This window comes from Delftia sp. WSY_16 (assembly GCF_043104415.1).
In the GTDB taxonomy this organism is placed as follows: domain Bacteria; phylum Pseudomonadota; class Gammaproteobacteria; order Burkholderiales; family Burkholderiaceae_C; genus Comamonas; species Comamonas tsuruhatensis.
In genome coordinates this window covers 319,601-339,438 of the sequence record NZ_JBICKS010000005.1, presented here as the reverse complement: position 1 = coordinate 339,438, position 19,838 = coordinate 319,601, and the positions used below count along the sequence as shown (strand labels likewise).

At 68.4% G+C, this 19,838-nt stretch carries 18 protein-coding genes; 12 read left to right on the top strand and 6 right to left on the bottom strand.

Going from position 1 to position 19,838, the window contains the following annotated elements; translation table 11 throughout:
• Nucleotides 1-31 precede the first annotated feature (31 nt).
• The 9 genes from ACF8O7_RS04720 (at nucleotide 32) to ACF8O7_RS04680 (ending at nucleotide 9,680) form a co-directional block, all read left to right on the top strand.
• Nucleotides 32-1,012, top strand: a complete 981-nt coding sequence (locus tag ACF8O7_RS04720) for a sugar ABC transporter substrate-binding protein (protein ID WP_016449897.1) — start codon at nucleotides 32-34, stop codon at nucleotides 1,010-1,012.
• Between the two features lie 73 nt (nucleotides 1,013-1,085).
• Nucleotides 1,086-2,636 (top strand): sugar ABC transporter ATP-binding protein, encoded by a 1,551-nt coding sequence (locus ACF8O7_RS04715; protein WP_034364969.1) that lies wholly within the window; start codon nucleotides 1,086-1,088, stop codon nucleotides 2,634-2,636.
• 29 nt (nucleotides 2,637-2,665) lie between these two features.
• A complete protein-coding gene (locus tag ACF8O7_RS04710) occupies nucleotides 2,666-3,703 on the top strand; it encodes an ABC transporter permease (protein ID WP_016449899.1) in 1,038 nt (345 codons plus the stop codon).
• A 24-nt stretch (nucleotides 3,704-3,727) separates the two neighbouring features.
• The gene (locus ACF8O7_RS04705) at nucleotides 3,728-4,675 is read left to right on the top strand and encodes a sugar phosphate isomerase/epimerase family protein (RefSeq protein ID WP_016452425.1); all 948 of its coding nucleotides are present in this window, start codon (nucleotides 3,728-3,730) and stop codon (nucleotides 4,673-4,675) included.
• Entirely contained in the window at nucleotides 4,672-5,493 is an 822-nt protein-coding gene (locus ACF8O7_RS04700) for a TIM barrel protein (RefSeq protein WP_277849785.1), read from the top strand. Before ACF8O7_RS04705 ends, ACF8O7_RS04700 begins: the two co-directional genes overlap by 4 nt.
• Before the next feature lie 14 nt (nucleotides 5,494-5,507).
• The gene (locus ACF8O7_RS04695; RefSeq protein ID WP_026062169.1) at nucleotides 5,508-6,521 is read left to right on the top strand and encodes a Gfo/Idh/MocA family protein; all 1,014 of its coding nucleotides are present in this window, start codon (nucleotides 5,508-5,510) and stop codon (nucleotides 6,519-6,521) included.
• A 12-nt stretch (nucleotides 6,522-6,533) separates the two neighbouring features.
• Nucleotides 6,534-7,466 carry a TIM barrel protein gene (locus ACF8O7_RS04690; RefSeq protein WP_392442560.1) on the top strand — a complete coding sequence of 311 codons (933 nt, stop codon included), beginning with the start codon at nucleotides 6,534-6,536 and terminating at the stop codon, nucleotides 7,464-7,466.
• Nucleotides 7,467-7,505: 39 nt separating this feature from the next.
• Nucleotides 7,506-8,678 carry a Gfo/Idh/MocA family protein gene (locus ACF8O7_RS04685; RefSeq protein ID WP_133073973.1) on the top strand — a complete coding sequence of 391 codons (1,173 nt, stop codon included), beginning with the start codon at nucleotides 7,506-7,508 and terminating at the stop codon, nucleotides 8,676-8,678.
• A 120-nt stretch (nucleotides 8,679-8,798) separates the two neighbouring features.
• A complete protein-coding gene (locus ACF8O7_RS04680) occupies nucleotides 8,799-9,680 on the top strand; it encodes a MurR/RpiR family transcriptional regulator (protein ID WP_016452430.1) in 882 nt (293 codons plus the stop codon).
• Nucleotides 9,681-9,763: 83 nt separating this feature from the next.
• Here the strand turns inward: ACF8O7_RS04680 and ACF8O7_RS04675 are convergent, their stop codons facing one another.
• Nucleotides 9,764-11,092 carry a dicarboxylate/amino acid:cation symporter gene (locus ACF8O7_RS04675; protein ID WP_043791482.1) on the bottom strand — a complete coding sequence of 443 codons (1,329 nt, stop codon included), beginning with the start codon at nucleotides 11,090-11,092 and terminating at the stop codon, nucleotides 9,764-9,766.
• Between the two features lie 223 nt (nucleotides 11,093-11,315).
• On the opposite strand from ACF8O7_RS04675, the gene ACF8O7_RS04670 reads away from it, so the two are divergent.
• Nucleotides 11,316-13,967 carry a PAS-domain containing protein gene (locus tag ACF8O7_RS04670; protein WP_392442557.1) on the top strand — a complete coding sequence of 884 codons (2,652 nt, stop codon included), beginning with the start codon at nucleotides 11,316-11,318 and terminating at the stop codon, nucleotides 13,965-13,967.
• A 26-nt stretch (nucleotides 13,968-13,993) separates the two neighbouring features.
• Here ACF8O7_RS04670 and ACF8O7_RS04665 read toward each other — a convergent pair whose 3' ends face one another.
• Nucleotides 13,994-14,632 (bottom strand): response regulator transcription factor, encoded by a 639-nt coding sequence (locus ACF8O7_RS04665; protein ID WP_016449908.1) that lies wholly within the window; start codon nucleotides 14,630-14,632, stop codon nucleotides 13,994-13,996.
• A gap of 528 nt (nucleotides 14,633-15,160) precedes the next feature.
• Between ACF8O7_RS04665 and ACF8O7_RS04660 the strand changes: the two genes are divergently transcribed.
• Entirely contained in the window at nucleotides 15,161-16,189 is a 1,029-nt protein-coding gene (locus ACF8O7_RS04660) for a porin (RefSeq protein ID WP_016449909.1), read from the top strand.
• Nucleotides 16,190-16,425: 236 nt separating this feature from the next.
• On the top strand, nucleotides 16,426-16,590 hold the full coding sequence (locus ACF8O7_RS04655; RefSeq protein ID WP_016449910.1) for a hypothetical protein: 165 nt from the start codon (nucleotides 16,426-16,428) through the stop codon (nucleotides 16,588-16,590).
• Between the two features lie 59 nt (nucleotides 16,591-16,649).
• On the opposite strand, the gene ACF8O7_RS04650 is transcribed toward ACF8O7_RS04655, so the two are convergent.
• The 4 genes from ACF8O7_RS04650 to ACF8O7_RS04635 all read right to left on the bottom strand — a co-directional run bounded on the left by ACF8O7_RS04650 (nucleotide 16,650) and on the right by ACF8O7_RS04635 (nucleotide 19,803).
• Nucleotides 16,650-17,408 (bottom strand): hypothetical protein, encoded by a 759-nt coding sequence (locus tag ACF8O7_RS04650; RefSeq protein WP_209802113.1) that lies wholly within the window; start codon nucleotides 17,406-17,408, stop codon nucleotides 16,650-16,652.
• The gene (locus ACF8O7_RS04645; protein ID WP_013803088.1) at nucleotides 17,405-18,397 is read right to left on the bottom strand and encodes an MlaD family protein; all 993 of its coding nucleotides are present in this window, start codon (nucleotides 18,395-18,397) and stop codon (nucleotides 17,405-17,407) included. Before ACF8O7_RS04645 ends, ACF8O7_RS04650 begins: the two co-directional genes overlap by 4 nt.
• Nucleotides 18,398-18,462: 65 nt before the next feature.
• Entirely contained in the window at nucleotides 18,463-19,266 is an 804-nt protein-coding gene (locus ACF8O7_RS04640; RefSeq protein ID WP_012204765.1) for an ABC transporter permease, read from the bottom strand.
• Nucleotides 19,267-19,338: 72 nt separating this feature from the next.
• A complete protein-coding gene (locus tag ACF8O7_RS04635) occupies nucleotides 19,339-19,803 on the bottom strand; it encodes a Cd(II)/Pb(II)-responsive transcriptional regulator (RefSeq protein WP_212645971.1) in 465 nt (154 codons plus the stop codon).
• Nucleotides 19,804-19,838: the final 35 nt, after the last annotated feature.

The window sequence follows — 19,838 nt, the reverse complement described above, 5'->3', positions numbered from 1 at the left end:
CCGCTGCCGCTCAGGAACAAGGAGACGAGGGATGAGTAAAAGACACCTGCTGGCTGCCATTGCCGCAGCCCTTCTGGCCGCCCTGCCGTTGCATGGCCAGGCTCAGGCACAGCCACGGGCAGCGCAGGCCCAGGCCCCGGTGCAGCCCCTCAGGATCGGCGTGGCGATGGCGCTGTTTGACGACACGGGCCTGACCATCCTGCGCAACGGCATCGTCGATGCAGCGAAAAAGCACGGAGCCGGCGTGCAGATCGAGGACGCCAGCAACGACGTGGGCAAGCAGCTGAGCCAGATCCAGAACATGATTGCCCAGCGGGCCGACGCCATCATCGTCAACCCGGTCGATACCGACGCCACGCCCAAGATCACCCGCATGGTGAGCGCCGCCCGGATTCCGCTGGTCTACGTGAACCGCCAGCCCGTGGATTTCGACAAGCTGCCCGCAGGCACTGCCGTGGTCGCGTCCGATGAAAAGCTGTCGGGCACGCTGCAGGCCCGCCAGGTCTGCAAGCTGCTGGGCGGCCGGGGCGACCTGCTGGTGCTGATGGGCGAGCTGTCCAACGATTCGGCGCGCGTGCGCACCCGCGACATCGAGGAAGTGCTGGCGACCCGCGAGTGCGCAGGCATGAAGATCCTGGACAAGCGCGAAGGCAAATGGAGCCGCACGCAGGGCCAGGACATCACCATGAACTGGCTGAGTTCGGGCATGAAGTTCGACGCCATCCTCGCCAACAACGACGAGATGGCGATAGGCGCCATCAACGCGCTGAAGTCGGCCAGGAAATGGACGCCCGACATGATCGTGGCCGGCATAGACGCCACGCCGGACGGGCTGGCGTCCATGAAGAACGGCGACCTCAAGGTCTCCGTCTTCCAGAACCTGGCGGGCCAGGGCGCCAATGCCGTCGATGCCGCCCTGCGCCTGGCCGGCAAGCAGGCCGTGGAGCGCTTCGTGAACGTGCCCTTCGAACTGGTCACGCCCGAGAACATGGACCAGTACGCCAGGCCTTGAGCCGGCCTCGCCTGGTCCGCGTCGCCCCGTCACCCCCGCCACCTCTTCACAACCTGTCCTCCAAGGAGTGCCCATGCCCACCGTCTCGCCGGGCAGGCCGCAGGCCGCCCCCTGGCCTGCAGCTTCCCCATCCCCTGCTGGCGACTGGCTTCTGGAAGTGCGTGGCGTGGGCAAGTCGTTTCCCGGCGTCGTGGCACTGGCCGATGTGCAGCTGCGCGTGCGCAGCGCCAGCGTGCATGCGCTGATGGGCGAGAACGGCGCCGGCAAATCCACGCTGATGAAGATCATTGCCGGCATGCATGCGCCCGACCAGGGCGAGATCCGCCTCAGGGGCAGGCCCGTCACGCTGCACGGCCCGCTGGATGCGCTGCAGCAGGGCATTGCCATGATCCACCAGGAGCTGAACCTCATGCCCGGCATGAGCGTGGCCGAGAACATCTGGATTGGCCGCGAGCCGCTCAACCGCCTCGGCCTGGTCGACCACCGCCAGCTGCGCCAGCGCACGCAGGCGCTGTTCGACCGGCTGGCCATCGGCATCGATCCCGGGGCCGAGGTGCGCACGCTGACCGTGGCCAGCCGCCAGATGGTGGAGATCGCCAAGGCCGTGTCCTTCGACTCCGAGGTGCTGATCATGGACGAGCCCACCTCCGCGCTCACCGACAGGGAGGTGGAGCACCTGTTTCGCATCATCGGCCACCTGCGCAGCCAGGGCAAAGGCATCGTCTACATCACGCACAAGATGAACGAGCTGTTCGAGATCGCCGACGAGTTCTCGGTGTTCCGTGATGGCCGCTACATAGGCACGCATGCGGCCGCCGACGTCACGCGCGACGACATCATCCGCATGATGGTGGGGCGCGAGATCACACAGATGTTCCCCAAGCAGGACGTGGCCCTGGGCGACGTGGTGCTATCCGTGGACGGGCTGGGCGTGCAGGGCGTATTCAGCGGTCTGTGCTTCGAGCTGCGCGCCGGGGAAATCCTGGGCGTGGCCGGCCTCGTGGGCTCCGGGCGCTCCAATCTGGCCGAGGCGCTGTTCGGCGTGGTGCCCGCCACCAGCGGCGAGATCCGCATCGACGGCCGGCCGGTGAAGATCGACTCGCCCGCGCAGGCCATGCGGCACGGCATGGCCTTTCTCACCGAGGACCGCAAGGACACCGGCTGCTTCACGGGCCTGGACCTGCAGGCCAACATGGAGATGGCGGTGCTGAGCAGCCGCCATGTGAAGTGCGGCTTCGTCGAGCGGGCTGCGCTGCGCCGCGACTGCGAGCACATGGCGCGCACGCTGCGCATCAAGTCGCCCGGCCTGCATGAACAGATACAGAACCTGTCGGGCGGCAACCAGCAAAAGCTGCTGATCGGCCGCTGGCTGCTGACGCGGCCCCGCATCCTCATCCTCGACGAGCCCACGCGCGGCATCGATGTCGGCGCCAAGGCCGAGATCCACCGCCTTGTCGGCACGCTGGCCGCCGAGGGCGCGGCCGTGCTGATGATTTCCTCGGAGATGCCCGAAGTGCTGGGCATGAGCGACCGCATCCTGGTCATGCATGAGGGACGCATGACGGGCATCGTCGAGCGCAGGGACGCCGACCAGGTACGGATCATGGAACTGGCTTCCCGCTGAGCCGGGGACCCCAAGCGGAGACAGGCAAGATGAGCAATACCCCATCGATTTCGCAGGCCCCCTCCCCGCCCGGCCCGGGCACCGGCCCGTTGCACCGGGCCAGGCGGCCGCCGGAACTGAGCATCTTTCTGGTGCTGCTGGGCATTGCACTGTTCTTCGAGGCGGCCGGCTGGCTCACCGTGGGCCAGAGCTTTTTGCTCAACGCCGAGCGGCTGCAGATCATCGTGCTGCAGATGGCGGTGATCGGCATCATCGCCGTGGGCGTCAACCTCGTCATCATCACCGGCGGCATCGACCTGTCGTCGGGCTCGGTGGTGGCCGCCACCGCCGTGGTGTCCGCCAGCCTGGCACAGGTGTCCGACTTTCCGCGTGCCGTGTTCCCGCAGCTGACCGACCTGCCCGTGGTCTGGCCGGTGGCGGCCGGCATGTGCGTGGGCCTGATGGTCGGCCTGCTCAACGGCTCGCTGATCGCCTTCACGGGCATTCCGCCCTTCATCGCCACGCTGGGCACCATGGTGGCCGCACGCGGCTTTGCCAAGTGGTTCACCAACGGCACGCCCGTCTCCATGCTGACCGACGACTTCGCAGCGATCGGCTCCGGCGCCCATCCGGTGATCATCTTTCTGGTGCTCGCCGCCGTCTTCCACGTGGTGCTGCGCCATACGCGCTTCGGCAAATTCACCTATGCCATCGGCTCCAACCGCCAGGCAGCCGTGGTTTCGGGCATCAACGTGCAGCGGCATCTGGTCTGGGTCTACATGATTGCCGGCCTGCTCGGCGGCATCGCCGGCACGGTGACGGCGGCGCGGGCCATCTCGGGCCAGTCGGGCATGGGTGTCATGTACGAGCTCGATGCGATTGCCGCCGTGGTGATCGGCGGCACCTCGCTGGCCGGCGGCATGGGCCGCATCACCGGCACGGTGATCGGCGTGCTGATCCTGGGCGTCATGACCTCGGGCTTCACCTTCATCCGCATCGACGCCTACTACCAGGAGATGGTCAAGGGCGCCATCATCGTCGCGGCCGTGGTCGCCGACCAGTACCGCAACAAGAAGGCGCGGCGCTGACGGCGCGCCCTGCAGGCAGACACCATGAAAATCGCCCTCGATCCCTACATGATCCGGCACGAGCCGCTGGACCGGCTGCCGCAGGCCGTGGCCGAACTGGGCTATGCGCACATCGAGCTGTCGCCGCGCAGCGATTTCCTGGACTGGTGGGTGATGCCGCGCGCCACCAAGGAGCGCATGGCCGCATTCCGCCAGGCCATGCGCGCCAGCGGCGTGGCACTGGCATCGCTGCAGCCCATGTACCGCTGGGCCAGCCCGTTCGAGGACGAACGGCAATGGGCGATGCGCTGCTGGAAGAAGGCCATCGAGGTGGCCATCGAGATGGAGTGCGCGCTGATGGTCTCGGAGTTCGGCCGTGGAGCCTCGCCCGAGCGCTCGGTGAACGGTCCTGCCGGCGCGAATCCGAAGGAGATGTGCGAGGCCGCCTGGTTCCGCTCCATGGACGAGCTGCTGCCCATCCTGGAGCGCGAAGGCATCACGCTGTCCGTGGAGCCGCATCCGGAGGACTGGATAGAGCAGCTGCGGCCGGCCATGGACATCGTGAGGAACATGGGCTCGAAGGCGCTGCGGCTGTCCTATATCGCCCCGCACACCTTCCACTACGGCGGCGACATGGCCGCCATGCTGCGCGAAGCCGCGCCGCTGCTGGCCCATGTACGCGTGGCCGACACCTTCGACCACAGGAAGAGCAGCCAGCTGCGCTACATCGTCAACCCGCCGGGCTCGCACCACATCCGCGTGCACCAGCACCTGGACATGGGCCAGGGCGAGATCGACTGGGACCTGTTCTTCGGCACGCTGGGCAGCGCCGGCTTCGACGGCGTTCTGTCGTCCTGCGTGTTCGCCTGGGAAGAGCGTGCGGCCGAATCCAGCCGCTTCATGCGCCAACAGATACAGCAACAGCTGGAAAGGCATTTCCCGGACCGCTTTGCGCCCCTGACCACCGCTTCCCACCCGAGTCCCGGCCCATGACGAATCCCATCCATTTCGCCATCAACCGCATCAGCGCCTCTCGCATGCCGTTTGCCGGCTACCTGGCCATGTGCCGGCGCCTGGGCGTGTCGGCCATCGAGATCCGCAACGACCTGTCCCATGCCGAGACCTGCGACGGCACGGCGCCCGCCGCCATCCAGGCCGCGGCGCGGCAGGCCGGCATCACCATCGTGTCCATCAACGCGCTGTATCCCTTCGACGTTTTCGACGCCGGCCTGGAGCGCAAGGCGCGCGCGCTGGCGGCGTATGCGCGTGACTGCGGCGCCCGGGCCCTGGTCATGTGCCCGTTGAACGACAGGGCCGACCCGCGCACGCCCGGCCAGCGGCGGCGCGAACTGGTGCGTGCCCTCAGGCAGCTGCGCCCCCTCCTCGATGGCCATGGCGTGCAGGGACTGGTCGAGCCCCTGGGCTTTGCCGAGTGCGCGCTGCGCCGCAAGTCCGATGCCGTCGAGGCGATCTACGGCGCAGCCTGCGAACGCCACTTCAGGCTGGTGCACGACAGCTTCCACCACTACCTGGCCGGCGAAGACATCTTCTTTCCCGACCTGACCGGGCTGGTGCATGTCTCGGGCGTCGAGGACCACCGGCTCGAAGACGGCCAGATGCGCGACGGCCACCGCGTGCTGGTCGGCGAAGGAGACCGCCTGGGCAACATCGCCCAATTGCGAGAACTGCTCGATCGCGGCTATGGCGGCCCGGTCTCGTTCGAGCCGTTCGCGGCCCGGATCACGGACGCGGACAGCAACGAAGCCCTGCTGCGCCAGAGCATGGACTTCATCCGCCATTCATTGCTTTGAAAGAAGGGAACCATATGACGCTGCAGATCGGAGCAATAGGCTGCGGAGCCATCGGACAAGACCACATCCGCAGGATCTCCCGGGTGATGTCGGGCGCCCGGGTAGTGGCGGTGACAGACATCGATGCGCAGCAGGCGCGGGACGTGGTGGCCAGACATGATCCGGCCATCGAGATCATGGACAGCGGCCGGGCACTGATCGCCGCGCCACAGGTGCAGGCGGTGCTGGTCACCTCCTGGGGTCCCTCGCACGAGGAACTGGTGCTGGAGGCCATCGCCCACGGCAAGCCCGTGTTCTGTGAAAAGCCGCTGGCGGTGACCGCCGCAGGCTGCATGCGCATCGTGCAAGCGGAGGTGGCGCAGGGCCGGCGCCTGGTGCAGGTCGGCTTCATGCGCCCCTACGACGCGGGCTACCGTGCGCTGCGCCATGTCATCGCCGCCGGCGAGATTGGCGCGCCCCTGATGGTGCACTGCGCGCACCGCAATCCCACGGTGGCCGGGGGCTACACCACCAGCATGGCCATCACCGACACGCTGATCCACGAGCTCGATGTCCTGCGCTGGCTGCTGGACGACGACTACGCCAGCGCCCAGGTGGTGTTCCCCAGGAAGACGCGCCACGCACTGCCGCATCTGAACGATCCGCAGATCATCCTGCTGGAGACCGTGGGCGGTGTGCGCATCGACGTGGAGGTATTCGTCAACTGCCGGTACGGCTACGACATCCAGTGCGAAGTGGTGGGCGAGACGGGCATCGCGCGCCTGCCTGAGCCTGCGGCCGTGCCCATGAAGCGCGCGGCCAGCAGCTGCACGCCCCTGCTGACCGACTGGAAGCAGCGCTTCATCGCCGCCTACGACGCGGAGCTGCAGGCCTTCATCGACGGCGTGCGCGACCGGCAACTGACAGGTCCCTCGGCCTGGGACGGCTACGCCGCCGCAGTGGCTGCCGATGCCTGCCTGCTGGCGCAGTCCTCCGGCGCGATAGAGCGCATGGCGAGCGCAGCGCGCCCGGCGTTCTACCAGCCCTGAGCCCCTGACGCCATGACTGCGACCCTGACCATTGGCTGCGCGCCCTGCTGCTGGGGCGTGGACAACGTGGACAACCCGCACCTGCCGCCCTGGCGCCAGGTGCTGGACGAGGCCTGCGAGGCGGGCTTTCGGGGCATGGAACTCGGCCCCTGCGGCTACATCCCGCTCGAGGCGGCCCTGGTACGCACGGAATTCACGCAGCGGCGCCTGTGCATCACCGCCGGCACGATCTTCGACGATCTCGTCTCGCCGGCCCGGCTGCCGCAGCTGCTGCGCCAGACTCGCGAGATCTGCGGACTCATCAGCCAGCTTCCCAGGCCGGCCGCTGCAGCCGGGCAACGCTACCCGGCGCCCTATCTCGTGGTGATGGACTGGGGCCACCCCGAGCGCGACTTCGAGGCCGGCCACCCGGACCGCGCCCCGCGCCTGTCCGATGCACGCTGGGCCGCCATGGTCGATCACATCCGCCAGATAGCGCACCTTGCCTGGAGCGGCTTCGGCGTGCGCGCGGTGATCCATCCGCATGCGGGCGGCTACATCGAATTTGCCGGCGAGATCGACCGCATCGCCGCCGACGTGCCGGCGCAGGCCGCCGGACTGTGCCTGGATACCGGCCACCTGCACTACAGCGGCATGGACCCGGCAAGCTGGCTGCGCCGGCATGCGGCACGGCTGGAATACGTGCATTTCAAGGACATAGACGCCCAGGTGTACGGGCAGGTGATGGGCGAGCGCATTGCGTTCTTCGACGCCTGCGCCCGGGGCGTGATGTGCCCCATCGGCCAAGGCGTGCTCGACTATCCGGCCATAGGCGCCACGCTACGGGAGATCGGCTATGCAGGCTGCATCACGGTGGAGCAGGAGCGCGACCCGCGCAATGCGGGTGCCAGCCTGCCCGACGTGGCCGCCAGCCGCGCCTTCCTGGCCCGCACAGGTTTTTGCTGAAGACGCTTTTGCTGAAGACGCAACACAAAGGTGGACACCATGATCGACGGAACCCTTCTGCCCGGCCGCCCGATTGCCTGGGGCATGGTCGGCGGCGGACACAACAGCCAGATCGGCCATGTGCACCGGTCGGCGGCGCTGCGCGACCACAATTTCCGGCTCGTGGCCGGGGCGTTCGACATCGATGCCGCGCGCGGGCGCCGGTTCGGCGAACAACTGGGCGTGGACGTGCAGCGCTGCTACGCCGACTACCGGGCGATGTTCGAGGCCGAGGCCGGCCGCCCGGACGGCATTCGCGCGGTATCCATCGCCACGCCCAACAACACCCATTTCGAGATCTGCAAGGCCGCCCTGCTCTCAGGCCTGCACGTGGTCTGCGAAAAACCGCTGTGCTTCACCACGGCCGAGGCCAAGGAGCTGCTGGAGCTGTCCCTTGCCAGGAACCGCATGGTCGGCGTGGCCTACGGCTATGCCGGCCACCCGCTCATCGCCCAGGCGCGCGAGATGATCGCGCGGGGCGAGCTGGGCGACATCCGCATCGTGCAGATGCAGTTCTCGCACGGCTTTCACAGCGAGGCGGTGGAGCAGTCCAGCCCCGCCGCGCGCTGGCGCATGGACCCGGCCTTTGCCGGCCCCAGCTATGTGCTGGGCGACATTGGCACGCATCCGCTGTACCTTTCCCAGGTGATGCTGCCGGGGCTGAAGATCGAGCGGCTGATGTGCAGCCGGCAGAGCTTCGTCAGCAGCCGCGCCCCGCTGGAGGACAACGCCTTCACCCTCATGCAGTACCAGGGCGGCGCCATGGGCTACCTGTGGGCCTGCGCGGTCAACAGCGGCTCCATGCATGGGCACAAGCTGCGCGTCATCGGCGCCAGGGCCAGCCTCGAATGGTGGGACGAACACCCCAACCAGCTGCGCCACGAAGTCCAGGGCCAGCCGGCGCAGGTGCTCGATCGCGGCATGGGCTATCTGCACCCCGCCGCGCTGCAGGAAGACCGCATCAGCGCAGGCCATGCGGAAGGCCTGTTCGAGGCATGGTCCAACCTCTACCACCGCTTCGCGCTGGCGATGGAGGCCACGGACAGGCGCGATCGCGAGGCGCTGCAAACCATCCGCCATCCGGACATCCACGCTGGCATCGAGGGCGTGCGCTGGGTGGAGAACTGCGTGCGCTCGGCCGATGCCGGCGGGATCTGGGTGGACTACTGCTAGGGAATGCCATGCCCCGCCTGGGCTGCCAGCGGCCCGGGACCCGGGGATCGCCATGGCATCATGGCCCATCCAGAAATCAGTCGATCCCTTGCCCCGGGATCGCCCACCGGCCCGCCTGCGATGAGCCCTTCCCCGCCGCCCCCCGCATCCGTGGACCGACTCCTGCAGCAGATTGCCCAGGAATACGATGGCCTGAGCCGGCAGCTCAAGGCCATTGCCCGCCACATCGAGGTCCACCGCGACCAGCTCGGCCTGCAAGGCATACAGTCCCTGGCCGCGCAATGTGGTGTGCAGCCCTCGGCCGTCGTACGGTTTGCCAAGCATTTCGGGCTCTCGGGTTTTTCCGAGATGCAGCGCCTGTTCCGCGAAGGCCTTGCCGAGCAGATCGCGCCGGGCCGCGCCTATGAGCTGCGCGTGCGCGACATGGTCGAGGCCGGCCCCGCCGCCCTGGAGCCCGTGCAGATTGCCGACGAATTCCTCAAAGGCGGCATGGCCGGCATGCAGCAGCTGCGCCAGAACCTGGACGGTCAGGCATTCGACCGGGCGGTGGAGCTGCTGGCCGGCACGCAGGCGATCTGGATCGCCGGCTCGCGCCGCTCGTTTCCCGTGGCCGTGTATCTGGAATATGCGCTGCAACACACCGACAAGCGCATAGGCCTGTTCAGCGCGCTGGGCAGCATGCAGCAGGGGCAGATCCGGTCGGTGCGCAGCGGCGACGTGATGATCGCCATTTCCTTCATGCCCTATGCGGACGAAACCGTGCAGGTGGCGCAGTGGGCCAGGCAGCGCAGCGCCCACCTGATCGCCATGACCGACAGCCGCATGAGCCCCATTGCGCGCGAGGCCGAGGCGGCCCTGATCGTGCAGGACAGCGCCACCTTCGGCTTTCGCGCGCTGACGGCGGCCATGGGGCTGGCGCAAAGCCTTTTCGTGGCCCTGGCCTACCGGCTGGAGCTGTCGCTGCGCTCGTCAGCCGCGCCCGGCAGCTTGGCAGGCGAGTAGACAAAGCAAAGCGCCACCCTGGGGTGGCGCAGCGGTGGGGCAGGCAGGGGCCGTTGCCGGCCCTTGCCCTGGCCAGGGCGTTCTCAGGCCTTGGCCACGGCGGCCTCGGAAGGCAGTGCCTGCACGGGCTCTCCATCCAGGGCGGCGTTGAGCTTGCTGTAGTCCAGCTCGTTTTCCCAGCGCGAGACCACCACGGTGGCCACGGCGTTGCCCATGAAGTTGGTCAGCGAGCGGCACTCGCTCATGAAGCGGTCCACGCCCAGGATCAGGGCCATGCCCGCCACCGGCACCTCGGGCACCACGGCCAGCGTGGCGGCCAGCGTGATGAAGCCCGCGCCGGTCACGCCGGCAGCGCCCTTGGAGCTGAGCATGGCCACCAGCAGCAGCGCGATCTCGTGGCCCAGGGTCAGGTGGGTGTTGGTGGCCTGGGCGATGAACAGCGCGGCCAGCGTCATGTAGATGTTGGTGCCGTCCAGGTTGAAGGAGTAGCCCGTGGGCACGACCAGGCCCACGACGGACTTGCCGCAGCCGGCGCGCTCCATCTTCTGCATCAGCGAAGGCAGGGCCGATTCCGAGGACGAGGTGCCCAGCACCAGCAGCAGCTCGGCCTTCAGGTAGCGTGCCAGCTTGAGCACCGAGAAGCCGCACAGCCGCGCCACGAAGCCCAGCACCACGACCACGAAGAGCAGCGAGGTGATGTAGAACGAGCCCACCAGCCAGGCCAGGTTGACCAGCGAACCCAGGCCGAACTTGCCGATGGTGAAGGCGATGGCGCCGAAGGCGCCCAGCGGCGCAGCCTTCATCAGGATGCCGACCAGCTTGAACACGGGGGCCGTCAGCGCCTCCAGGAAGTTGAGCACGGGCTTGCCGGCGTCGCCGACCATGGCCAGCGAGATGCCGAACAGCACGGCCACGAACAGCACCTGCAGGATGTTGTCGCCCACGAAGGGGCTGACCAGCGTCTTGGGGATGATGTCCATGGCAAAGCCGGTGAGCGTCAGCTCATGCGACTTGGCCACATAGCCCTTGACGGCGGCCTGGTCCAGGTCGGCCGGGTTGATGTTCATGCCCGCGCCAGGCTGCACCACGTGCGCCACCACCATGCCGACCACCAGGGCCAGCGTGGAGAAGAACAGGAAGTAGGCCATGGCCTTGAGGAACACGCGGCCCACCGTGCGCAGGTGCGTCATGCCCGCAATGCCGGTGACGATGGTCAGGAAGATCACCGGCGCGATGATCATCTTCACCAGCTTGATGAAGGCGTCGCCCAGCGGCTTGAACTGCTCGGCGTACTGGGGCTCGAAGTGGCCGAGCAGCACGCCCGCCACGATGGCGACCACCACCTGGAAATACAGCTGGCGGTAGAAGGGCAGCCGCTCGGGGCTGGCGGCGTGGGTGGGGACGGCATGCATGGTGCGGCTCCGGCAGGATTTCTGTGGGGTTGACGCACCACCGAGGTGCGGCAAGTTGCGGGAAGGTGCAGGTTGTACCGCTGGCATCCTCCGGCGCCGATAACCTATTGGTATTAGGCGCAGGCGCTCTCCCAGGGAGAATGGACGCAGAATCAGGGTAATCCCCAACTCCTTCCCGTCCCTGGAAGGCACCAAGCTGGCGCCCAATCGGGCCCAGACCACCATGCCCCAACCCGTTCGACGCCCTTCACGCCGCTCCTTCTGGACCCTGCTGCTGCTGTTCGGCGGCATGCTCGCCTGCATGCTGCTGGCCGGGGAACTGGTCTACCACCGCGCCCTGCGCGGCGAGGCCGAAAGCGTGCAGCGCCAGCTCAGCCTCTACGCCCAGGCCCTGGGCCAGCGCATAGACCGCTACCGCACCCTGCCCGAGGTGCTGGCGCTGGATGCGCAGCTGCGCGCCGCCCTCACCCACCCGCTGTCTCCCGCCGAGGTCGATGCCCTCAACCGCAAGCTGGAGCAGGCCAACGGCGCCAGCCAGTCGTCCACGCTGACCCTGATCGACCGCCACGGCACGGCCCTGGCCGCCAGCAACTGGCGCGAGACGCGCAGCAACGTGGGCGTGGACTACAGCTTCAGGCCCTATGTGCAGCAGGCGCTGTCGCGCGGCAGCGGGCGCTTCTACGGCATCGGTCTGACCACGGGCCTGCCGGGTTACTTCCTGTCGCAGGCCATCCTGGACGAGCACAACGCCGTCGCGGGCCTGGTGGTGATCAAGATCGCACTGCTGGAGCTGGAGCGCGAATGGCTGCAGACGCCCGACGTGGTCATGGCCTCGGACGAGCACGGCGTGGTCTTCCTGGCCAGCCAGTCCGACTGGCGCTACCGCCTGCTGTCACCCCTGAGCCCCGCCGACGAGGCGGACCTGGCCGCCACGCGCCAGTACATCGACCAGGAACTGCACCCCATGCGCTACCGGGTGCGCCAGGGCCTGGAGCAAGGCAGCCGCCTGGTGCAGATGCAGGAACCCGCCCTGCCCGGCACCACGCTGTGGCAGACCCTGCCCCTGCCCGGCAGCGACTGGCAGTTGCACCTGCTGCATGACACGCAGGCCAGTACCGTGGCCAGCCGCTGGGCGGCGGCGGCCGCGGCGGGGGGCTGGCTGGCCCTGGGCATGCTGGTGCTGTTCGTGCGCCAGCGCAGGCGGCTGGCCGCGCTGCGCCTGCGCAGCCGCCTGGAGCTGGAAACCGTGCTGCGCCAGCATGCCCAGGAGCTGCGCACGGCCCAGGACGGCATCGTCCAGGCCGCGCGCCAGGCCGACACGGGCCTGAGCCGCAGCCTGGAGCACCTGCCCCAGGGCGTGGTGGTGATCGATGCCGACCTCAACCTGGTGGCCTGGAACTCGCGCTACGTGGAGCTGTTCCGCTTTCCCTCCGAACTGCTGCGCACGGGCCAGCCCATAGAGAACCTGTTTCGGTACAACGCCCGGCGCGGCCTGCTGGGGCCCGGCCCCATCGAAGAGGCCATCCACCGGCGGCTGCAGCATCTGCGCAGCGGCAGCCCGCACCTGCGCGAAAGCACCAAGGACGACGGCACGGTGCTGGAGATCCGCGGCAACCCGCTGCCCGATGGCGGCTTCGTCACCAGCTACGCCGACATCACCAGCTACAAGAACGCCGCGCGCGAACTGCGCTCGCTGGCCGATGCGCTGGAGCAGCGCATTGCCGAGCGCACGCGCGACCTGGCCGAGGCCAAGCGCGAGGCCGAGCAGGCCAACCGCTACAAGACCCGTTTCGTGGCCGCTGCCGTGCATGACCTGCTGCAGCCTCTGAACGCCGCGCGCATGTTCAGCGCCCTGCTGCGCAGCCATCTGCATGACGAGGCGGGCCGCCACGTGGCCGACAGCATCGACGGCGCCCTGGCCGCGCAGGACGCCATCCTGGGCAGCCTGCTGGACATCTCGCGCATGGAATCGGGCCAGCTGGAGGTGCGCGTGCGCGACTTCGCGTTGGGCCCGCTGCTGCAGGTCATGCGCCACAACTTCGGCATCCTGGCCGAAAGCCGGGGCCTGCGCCTGAGCGCGGTGGACACGCGCTGCGTGGTGCGCAGCGACGAGGCCCTGCTGCGCCGCATCCTGCAGAACTTCCTGTCCAACGCCATACGCTACACGCGCCAGGGCCGCATCGTCATCGGCTGCCGGCGCCAGGGCCAGCAGTTGCGCATCGAGGTGCACGACCAGGGACCGGGCATTCCCGAGAGCCTGCAGCACGAGATCTTCGAGGAATTCCGCCGCCTGGACGAGGGCCATGGCGACGACCGTGGCGCCGGGCTGGGCCTGGCCATCGTCGAGCGCCTGGGCCGACTGCTGGGCCATGAGATCGGCCTGCGCTCGCAACTGGGCCGGGGCAGCGTGTTCTGGGTCTGCGTGCCGCTGGGCGACCCGGGCGCCGTGCCGCAGATCGCCGCAAGCGCGCAGACCGGCGACCCGGACCAGGATGCACCGCTGCAGGGCATGAACGCCTGGTATGTGGAGGACGATCCCCAGTCCTGCACCGCCATGCGCGCCCTGCTGCAGCGCTGGGGCTGCAGCGTGCCGCTGGCCGGCGGCCCGGCCGAGGCGCTGGCGCTGGCCACGCCCGGCGAGGCACCGCAACTGGTGCTGCTCGATGTGCGCCTGGGCCAGTTGCACGGCCCCGATGTCTACGCGCAGCTGTGCCAGCGCTGGGGCCAGTCGCCGCCCGTGATCCTGGTCACGGCCGAGCGCGACGGCATGCTGCGCCGCCAGGCGGCCGAGCGCGGCTGGGGCTTTCTGGCCAAGCCCGTGCGCCCGCCCGCGCTGCGCGCGCTCATGAGCCAGATGCTGCTGCGCCACCGGTAGGGGCACGGCACGCCGCGGCATGGAGTTCAGGCCGTGCCGTCGTTCTCCAGGCTCTTGACCAGCACGGCAGCCTGCGTGCGGCTGTAGCACTCCAGCTTCTTGAGAATGGCCGTCACATGCACCTTGACGGTGTTCTCGGCCAGCCCCAGTTCATGGGCGATCTGTTTGTTGAGCAGGCCGTCGGCCAGGCACAGCAGCACGCGGAACTGCTGGGGCGTGAGCTGGGCCAGCCGCGCGGCCAGCGCGGCGTCGGCCTCGGAGCGCTCGGCGGCCATGGGCGGGAACCAGCTGCCGCCGTCCAGCACTTCCTGCAGGGCCGTGCCTATGGCCTCGGCCGGCGCCGACTTCGGAATGAAGCCTGCAGCACCGAACTGCTGGGCACGGCGGATCACGCGCGGATGGTCGTTGGATGAGATCACCACCACCGGAATGTCGGGGTACTCGCCGCGCACATGCAGCAGCGCGGAGAAGCCGCGCGCGCCCGGCATGGCCAGGTCCAGCAGCACCAGTTCGATCTCGGGGTGCTGCTGCAGCGCCGCCCCCAGGGTCGCAGCGCTTGCGGCTTCCAGCACGGCGAACTGCGGCAGGGCCTCGCGCAGCACATGGATCACCGCAGCGCGGAACAGCGGGTGGTCATCGGCAACGAGCAGGGTGGATTCGGACATGGGCGCGAGTCTGACACGTCTGCAAACACATGCCCGGCTCATGGACCCCCGTGGAGGCCGGTGGCCGGGTTGCAGGCTGGCACGCCGTTTGCAATCAGTTGCAGCCACAGGCCTGGCAACAGGCGGAAATCTTCCTCCAACCGACGAACAAGGAGCCCTGAATTGACCTTTGAGCCCTCTTGCAAGGACCTGCTGCACAGGCCTGGTGCCCCGGCCCCAACCCAGTGCACGGCAGCGTTCAAGCCGCGAGAGTGCAAAACACAAATTAAGTTTCGTCATAACTGTGTCAAAGACACCACTTTCTGGCCGGTGCAATGGCTGGGATGCGTTGTAATACGCGGCTTAGCCAGTCTGGACTGCCTCGCGCGCGCACCGCAAAGGCACGCCGACACCGGCCGGACCCTGATGCGAAAACGCCACTGTCCCAGGTTTGCCACATAGCCCGCCTAGGGCGTTTGCCTCATCGTCTGCCCCGGTCACAGCACTGGCCAACCGTTTCCACTATCCAACAATGAAAGACTCCTCAACATGAAACGTTCCTTCATCGCACTGGCCGCTGCACTGGCCTGCGCCGGCGCAGCACACGCCCAAAGCTCGGTCCAGCTGACAGGCCTGGTGGACGCCTATGCCGGCTCCATGCGCATGGCTGGCGACGCCAGCGGCAAGGGCGTCGTGGGTTCGGGCGGCATGACCACCTCCTGGTGGGGCATGAAGGGCCAGGAAGACCTGGGCGGCGGCCTGAAGGTCGATTTCCAGCTGACGGCCTTCATGCGCGTGGACACCGGCAGCCCCGGCCGCTTCGACGGCGACCCGTACTTCTCGCGCGATGCCAACGTCGGCCTGTCCGGCGGCTTCGGCACGGTGCGCCTGGGCCGCGGCATGGCGCCCAACTTCCTGCCCACCATCCTGACCAACCCCTTCGGCGACTCCTTCACCATCTCCCCGCTGGTGCTGCACGCCAACGTGGGCACGGCAGCCTGGGGCTCGGCCAACCTGACCACGCCGTCGGACACCGGCTGGAGCAACCAGATCGTCTACAGCACGCCCAAGTTCGGCGGCCTGCAGGCCAACGTCCACTACCAGTTCGGTGAAAAGGGCGGCGACTCCGGCAAGAAGAACATCGGCGTGAACGCCATGTACTTCGGCGGCCCGCTGAGCCTGGTGGCCTTCTACGAGCGCGCCCAGATCAGCAACCCCGTGAGCCTGGCCGTCATGCCCACCAAGACCGACTGGATGCTGGGCGGCACCTACAACTTCGAAGTGGCCAAGCTGTACGCGACCTATGGCCAGGCCAAGGTCAAGGACCTGGACCGCAAGAACAGCACCTACTCGCTGGGCCTGGACGTGCCCGTGAGCAGCGCCGGCACCATCAAGGCAGCCCTGGCCCGCACCAAGGCCGAGATCGGTGCCGTGGACTCCACGCGCACCACGGCCAGCCTGGGCTACGACCACTACCTGTCCAAGCGCACCGATGTGTACACCGTGCTGATGCACGACCGCATCACGGACCTGAAGTCGGGCACCAGCCTGATCGCGGGTATCCGCCACCGTTTCTAAGGCGACGCCTGGCCTGCCAGCACGGGCCGGGGACTTACGTCCCGAACTTTCAGCGAGGCCCTGCCTCGCTTTTTTTTCGGCCTTCTGAAGATCGATAGGGAATTTCTCCCACCGCTTTTTTCACGAACGTCAAGAGAGAAAGCGATTGTCCGACAGCCACGCTGCGCAATCCGGTGTGCAATGGAGTCCAGGCCCAGCCCCATGCTCTGCCTGCGCTGCCAGACAGGAGGTGCACCATGCGCAGACCCAGCCCCTTCGGACGTCATCCCTTCATTGCCTTCACCGCCACGGTATTGCTTGCCGTCGCCGCCAGCGTTGCCACCTTGTGGCTGGACAGCGCCGCCCCGGCCGCAGACACCTTGCTGCAAAAAGACCCGGGCGCCCTGCTGTCGTCGATGTAGGCCCTGCAAGCGCCTGCAAATGCCTGCTCAGCGCCATCCCTTGCGGACTGGCGCTGTTTTCATTTACCGGCCGATGCGCCGGTTGATGTACCTGCCGATGCGCCCCCACCGCTGGCCGTCTTCTCCAGCAGCGCCAGCCTGCGCCTGACGGCCTGGGCCTTGTCCACCTCGCCCGCCTGATCATGGGCCCTGGCCTGCAGCAGCAGCCAGGCCATCACCGCCCGGCGCCAGCCCTGGGCCGAGGCGGTCTCGGCACCCAGCTCCAGCAACTGCGGCTGTGCCGCCCCCGCCCGCAAGGCCGCGCCGGCCGCCACCAGCCGGGGCAGCGGCTCCTTGATGGCGCCCACGGCAGCCAGCGCCGAGGCAGGCGCACCCAGCAGCGCCTGCGCCACGGGGCGCTGTAGTTCCGGCAATAGCGCAATGTCTTCGGGCCGGGGCCTGCCTTGCAAATAGCGCGCATAGGCGGCCTCGGCTGGCGCCGCGTCAAGCGCCAGCGCCTGGTAGCCGGGGCAGTCGTCCCATTCCAGACTGGCCACCTGGGCCGCGCAGCGCATCAGTTCAAGGCGCGCGGCCAGGTCGGTGCGGCCCGTGGCGGCCACCTCGGCGCGGGCCTTGTCCCATTCCAGGGCCTGCACGCGCTGGCGGCCTTCCAGGTAGGCGGTGGAGGCGCGCTGGGACGCAGATTCGGCATTCAGCGCCCAGTCCGGTGCGGGCGGGCGGCTGCTGCAGCCTGCCAGCACCAGGGTCAGCACGGCGCCGGCGACGGCATGGCGCGCCAGGAGGGTTGCGGCAGAAAGTTTCTTGGCGGCAGCACTCATGGCAGCTTCAACTCCGGTTGATGGGCAAACGGCCACTTGCGCTGCAGGTCGGCCAGCACGCCTTCGAGGCGGCGCAGGTTGCCCTCCACCTCGGCGCGCAGGGCGCCCAGGTCGGCCGTGGCCTCGCGCGCATTGGAGCCCACGGCCTGGGCCTCGGCCAGCACGGCGTCCACCTTGCCCAGCGTGCGGCGCGTATCGGCCAGCAGGCCGTTGAGCTGCACCACGGTGGAACGCACCTCGGGCATGACGCCGCCGGCGTCGAACACCTGGCTGTCGGCCCGCGCCACCATGCGCTCCATGCGGGCCAGCGTGGCATTGGCGCGGTCCAGCAGGGCCGTGACCTTGCGCGCCTCCTGCTCGCTGCCCATGACCACGCCGAGCACGCCGCCCGGCCCCTGGGCCCGGCCGGCCAGGCCCCGCAGCTCGGTCAGCGACCCGCCCAGGGCCGAGTCCGGTGCGGTGAGCTGGGCGATGTTGCCCAGCACTTCCTTGGCCGTGGACATGATCTGCGGCAGCTCGGCCGTGGCATCGCCGCGCAGCACGGGGCGCACGGCCTCGTCGGGCAGCGGCGGATCGCTGAGGATGCCGCTGTAGGCCTTGATGGTGGTGCCGCCCACCAACCCCTTGACCAGGGTGAAGACGCTGGACTCGCGCAGCCAGTGCGCGTCCTTGCGCGGCACGTCGATGAGGATGCGCACATTGCCGTCCTCGGCCAGCTCGATGCGGCGCACGCGCCCGATCGGAAAGCCCGAGAAGGTCATGTCCATGCCCACGCTCACGCCCTCGGAGTCGTCGGCCGTGAGCACCAGGCGCTGCGTGGCGTCGAACACGCCGCGCGAGTACAGCAGGTACAGGGCCGATCCAAGAATCAGCACCAGCGTGAACAGCAGCAGGCCCGCCGCCTTGGCGCGCAGGTGCGCCACAGGCTTGAGGGCCTCGATTTCCTCGCCGTCCCAGGGGTCTGGCGGCGTGCGCCGCGTATCGGTCATGGCATTCCTTGTTCTGGCACGGGCCTTGCCGTGCATGTGGGGTTCGTGGAGTTCAGCGGGCGTGCTCAGTAGTAGTTGCCCATGAGCGAGATCACCTCGATCACCAGCAGCACGGCAAACATGCGCGCAAAGCCGCCCAGCGCCGCGCCGCCGAGCCGGTGGCGCCGCAGCGGCGCATACAGGCCCGAGGCCATGGGCATGATGGCCACGGTGAGGCTGAAGAACCAGGTCTTGAGCACGAAGACCAGGGTCACGGCCGGCGTGAAGATCTGGCCGAAGATGCGCGTGTAGCCGGGCAGGCCCGCCAGCGTGAAGCCATAGACGCTCAGGTAGACGGTGACCAGGGCCACCACGCAACTGAGCACGGCCAGCGTGACCGAGGCAAACACGCCACCGGCCGCGCGCGGCACCAGGGCCATGCGCAGCGGATCGGAGCCGCGCTCCTGCCAGGCCTGGAGCTGGCCCCGCGCGCGCAGCTGCGCAATCAGCGTGCCGTTGGGAATGGTGCAGCGCATGGCCACGAACAGCGCGGCCGTCAGCGGGATCAGCTCGATCACCAGCACGCGCACCACCATCTCCAGCGCATAGCGCGACAGCCCATAGCTCAGCGCCGTGACGATGACGATGCGCGTGATGACCGCGCACAGCAGGGCCGCAAGCGCCGTGAAACCCAGCAGGATGGGGCCGGTCTGCACATAGATCTGGTGCGCCATGGCACGCCGCGCGCCGCGCCGGTAGCTGGAAGGGGACATGGCCAGCACCAGCAGCACGGCGCCCAGGTAGACGCTGCGCCACCAGGCCAGCGCATGGTCGCGCAGCGCCGCCCAGATGCGGTCGGGAAGGGACAGGGCTGCGTGGCTGAGGCTCATCGGTCGATGATAGCGAGCCGTACCGGGACGGTCCGTCGGACGCCGGCGCAAGACAGGCAGCCGCGGACGGCGCTACACATGGCGCTTGGCGCCGGAGCTGCCCAGGGCAGGCGCCAGCGGCTCGTCGGCCTGGGCATGCAGGGCCTCGATCAGATGGCAGTAGCTGGCCGACCCGTCGCACTGGCTGCGCAGTTGCATCAGCTCATGCTCCAGCGCGCGCAGCTCGGCCAGGCGCTCGCGCACATGGCCCAGGTGGGCATCCAGGGTTTCGTTGGCAGCCACGCAGTCGGCCTTGCTGGCGCCGTCCAGCGCCAGCAGGGTGCGGACCTCCTCCAACGACATGTCCATGGCGCGGCACAGGCGGATGAAGCGCAGCCGGTGCACATCGCTGTCGCTGTACAGCCGGTACTGGTTGTCCTCGCGCGCGCCTGCACTGAGCAGCCTTTCCTTCTCGTAGTAGCGGATGTTGGCGGCGGCCACGCCGGAACGCTTGGCCGCCTCGCCGATGCGCCAGCGCGCAGATTCATGCTGTGACATGCTTGACCTTGAAGTGACTTCACCGTTTCCAATGC

Excerpts from the sequence above, each read along its gene's own strand:
- ACF8O7_RS04665 (WP_016449908.1), bottom strand. The coding sequence starts at position 14,632 with ATGTCCGAATCCACCCTGCTCGTTGCCGATGACCACCCGCTGTTCCGC.
- ACF8O7_RS04635 (WP_212645971.1), bottom strand. The coding sequence starts at position 19,803 with ATGTCACAGCATGAATCTGCGCGCTGGCGCATCGGCGAGGCGGCCAAG.
- ACF8O7_RS04660 (WP_016449909.1), top strand. The coding sequence starts at position 15,161 with ATGAAACGTTCCTTCATCGCACTGGCCGCTGCACTGGCCTGCGCCGGC.
- ACF8O7_RS04695 (WP_026062169.1), top strand. The coding sequence starts at position 5,508 with ATGACGCTGCAGATCGGAGCAATAGGCTGCGGAGCCATCGGACAAGAC.
- ACF8O7_RS04705 (WP_016452425.1), top strand. The coding sequence starts at position 3,728 with ATGAAAATCGCCCTCGATCCCTACATGATCCGGCACGAGCCGCTGGAC.
- ACF8O7_RS04720 (WP_016449897.1), top strand. The coding sequence starts at position 32 with ATGAGTAAAAGACACCTGCTGGCTGCCATTGCCGCAGCCCTTCTGGCC.
- ACF8O7_RS04710 (WP_016449899.1), top strand. The coding sequence starts at position 2,666 with ATGAGCAATACCCCATCGATTTCGCAGGCCCCCTCCCCGCCCGGCCCG.
- ACF8O7_RS04640 (WP_012204765.1), bottom strand. The coding sequence starts at position 19,266 with ATGAGCCTCAGCCACGCAGCCCTGTCCCTTCCCGACCGCATCTGGGCG.
- ACF8O7_RS04715 (WP_034364969.1), top strand. The coding sequence starts at position 1,086 with ATGCCCACCGTCTCGCCGGGCAGGCCGCAGGCCGCCCCCTGGCCTGCA.
- ACF8O7_RS04675 (WP_043791482.1), bottom strand. The coding sequence starts at position 11,092 with ATGCATGCCGTCCCCACCCACGCCGCCAGCCCCGAGCGGCTGCCCTTC.
- ACF8O7_RS04650 (WP_209802113.1), bottom strand. The coding sequence starts at position 17,408 with ATGAGTGCTGCCGCCAAGAAACTTTCTGCCGCAACCCTCCTGGCGCGC.
- ACF8O7_RS04700 (WP_277849785.1), top strand. The coding sequence starts at position 4,672 with ATGACGAATCCCATCCATTTCGCCATCAACCGCATCAGCGCCTCTCGC.
- ACF8O7_RS04690 (WP_392442560.1), top strand. The coding sequence starts at position 6,534 with ATGACTGCGACCCTGACCATTGGCTGCGCGCCCTGCTGCTGGGGCGTG.
- ACF8O7_RS04645 (WP_013803088.1), bottom strand. The coding sequence starts at position 18,397 with ATGACCGATACGCGGCGCACGCCGCCAGACCCCTGGGACGGCGAGGAA.
- ACF8O7_RS04680 (WP_016452430.1), top strand. The coding sequence starts at position 8,799 with ATGAGCCCTTCCCCGCCGCCCCCCGCATCCGTGGACCGACTCCTGCAG.
- ACF8O7_RS04685 (WP_133073973.1), top strand. The coding sequence starts at position 7,506 with ATGATCGACGGAACCCTTCTGCCCGGCCGCCCGATTGCCTGGGGCATG.
- ACF8O7_RS04655 (WP_016449910.1), top strand. The coding sequence starts at position 16,426 with ATGCGCAGACCCAGCCCCTTCGGACGTCATCCCTTCATTGCCTTCACC.
- ACF8O7_RS04670 (WP_392442557.1), top strand. The coding sequence starts at position 11,316 with ATGCCCCAACCCGTTCGACGCCCTTCACGCCGCTCCTTCTGGACCCTG.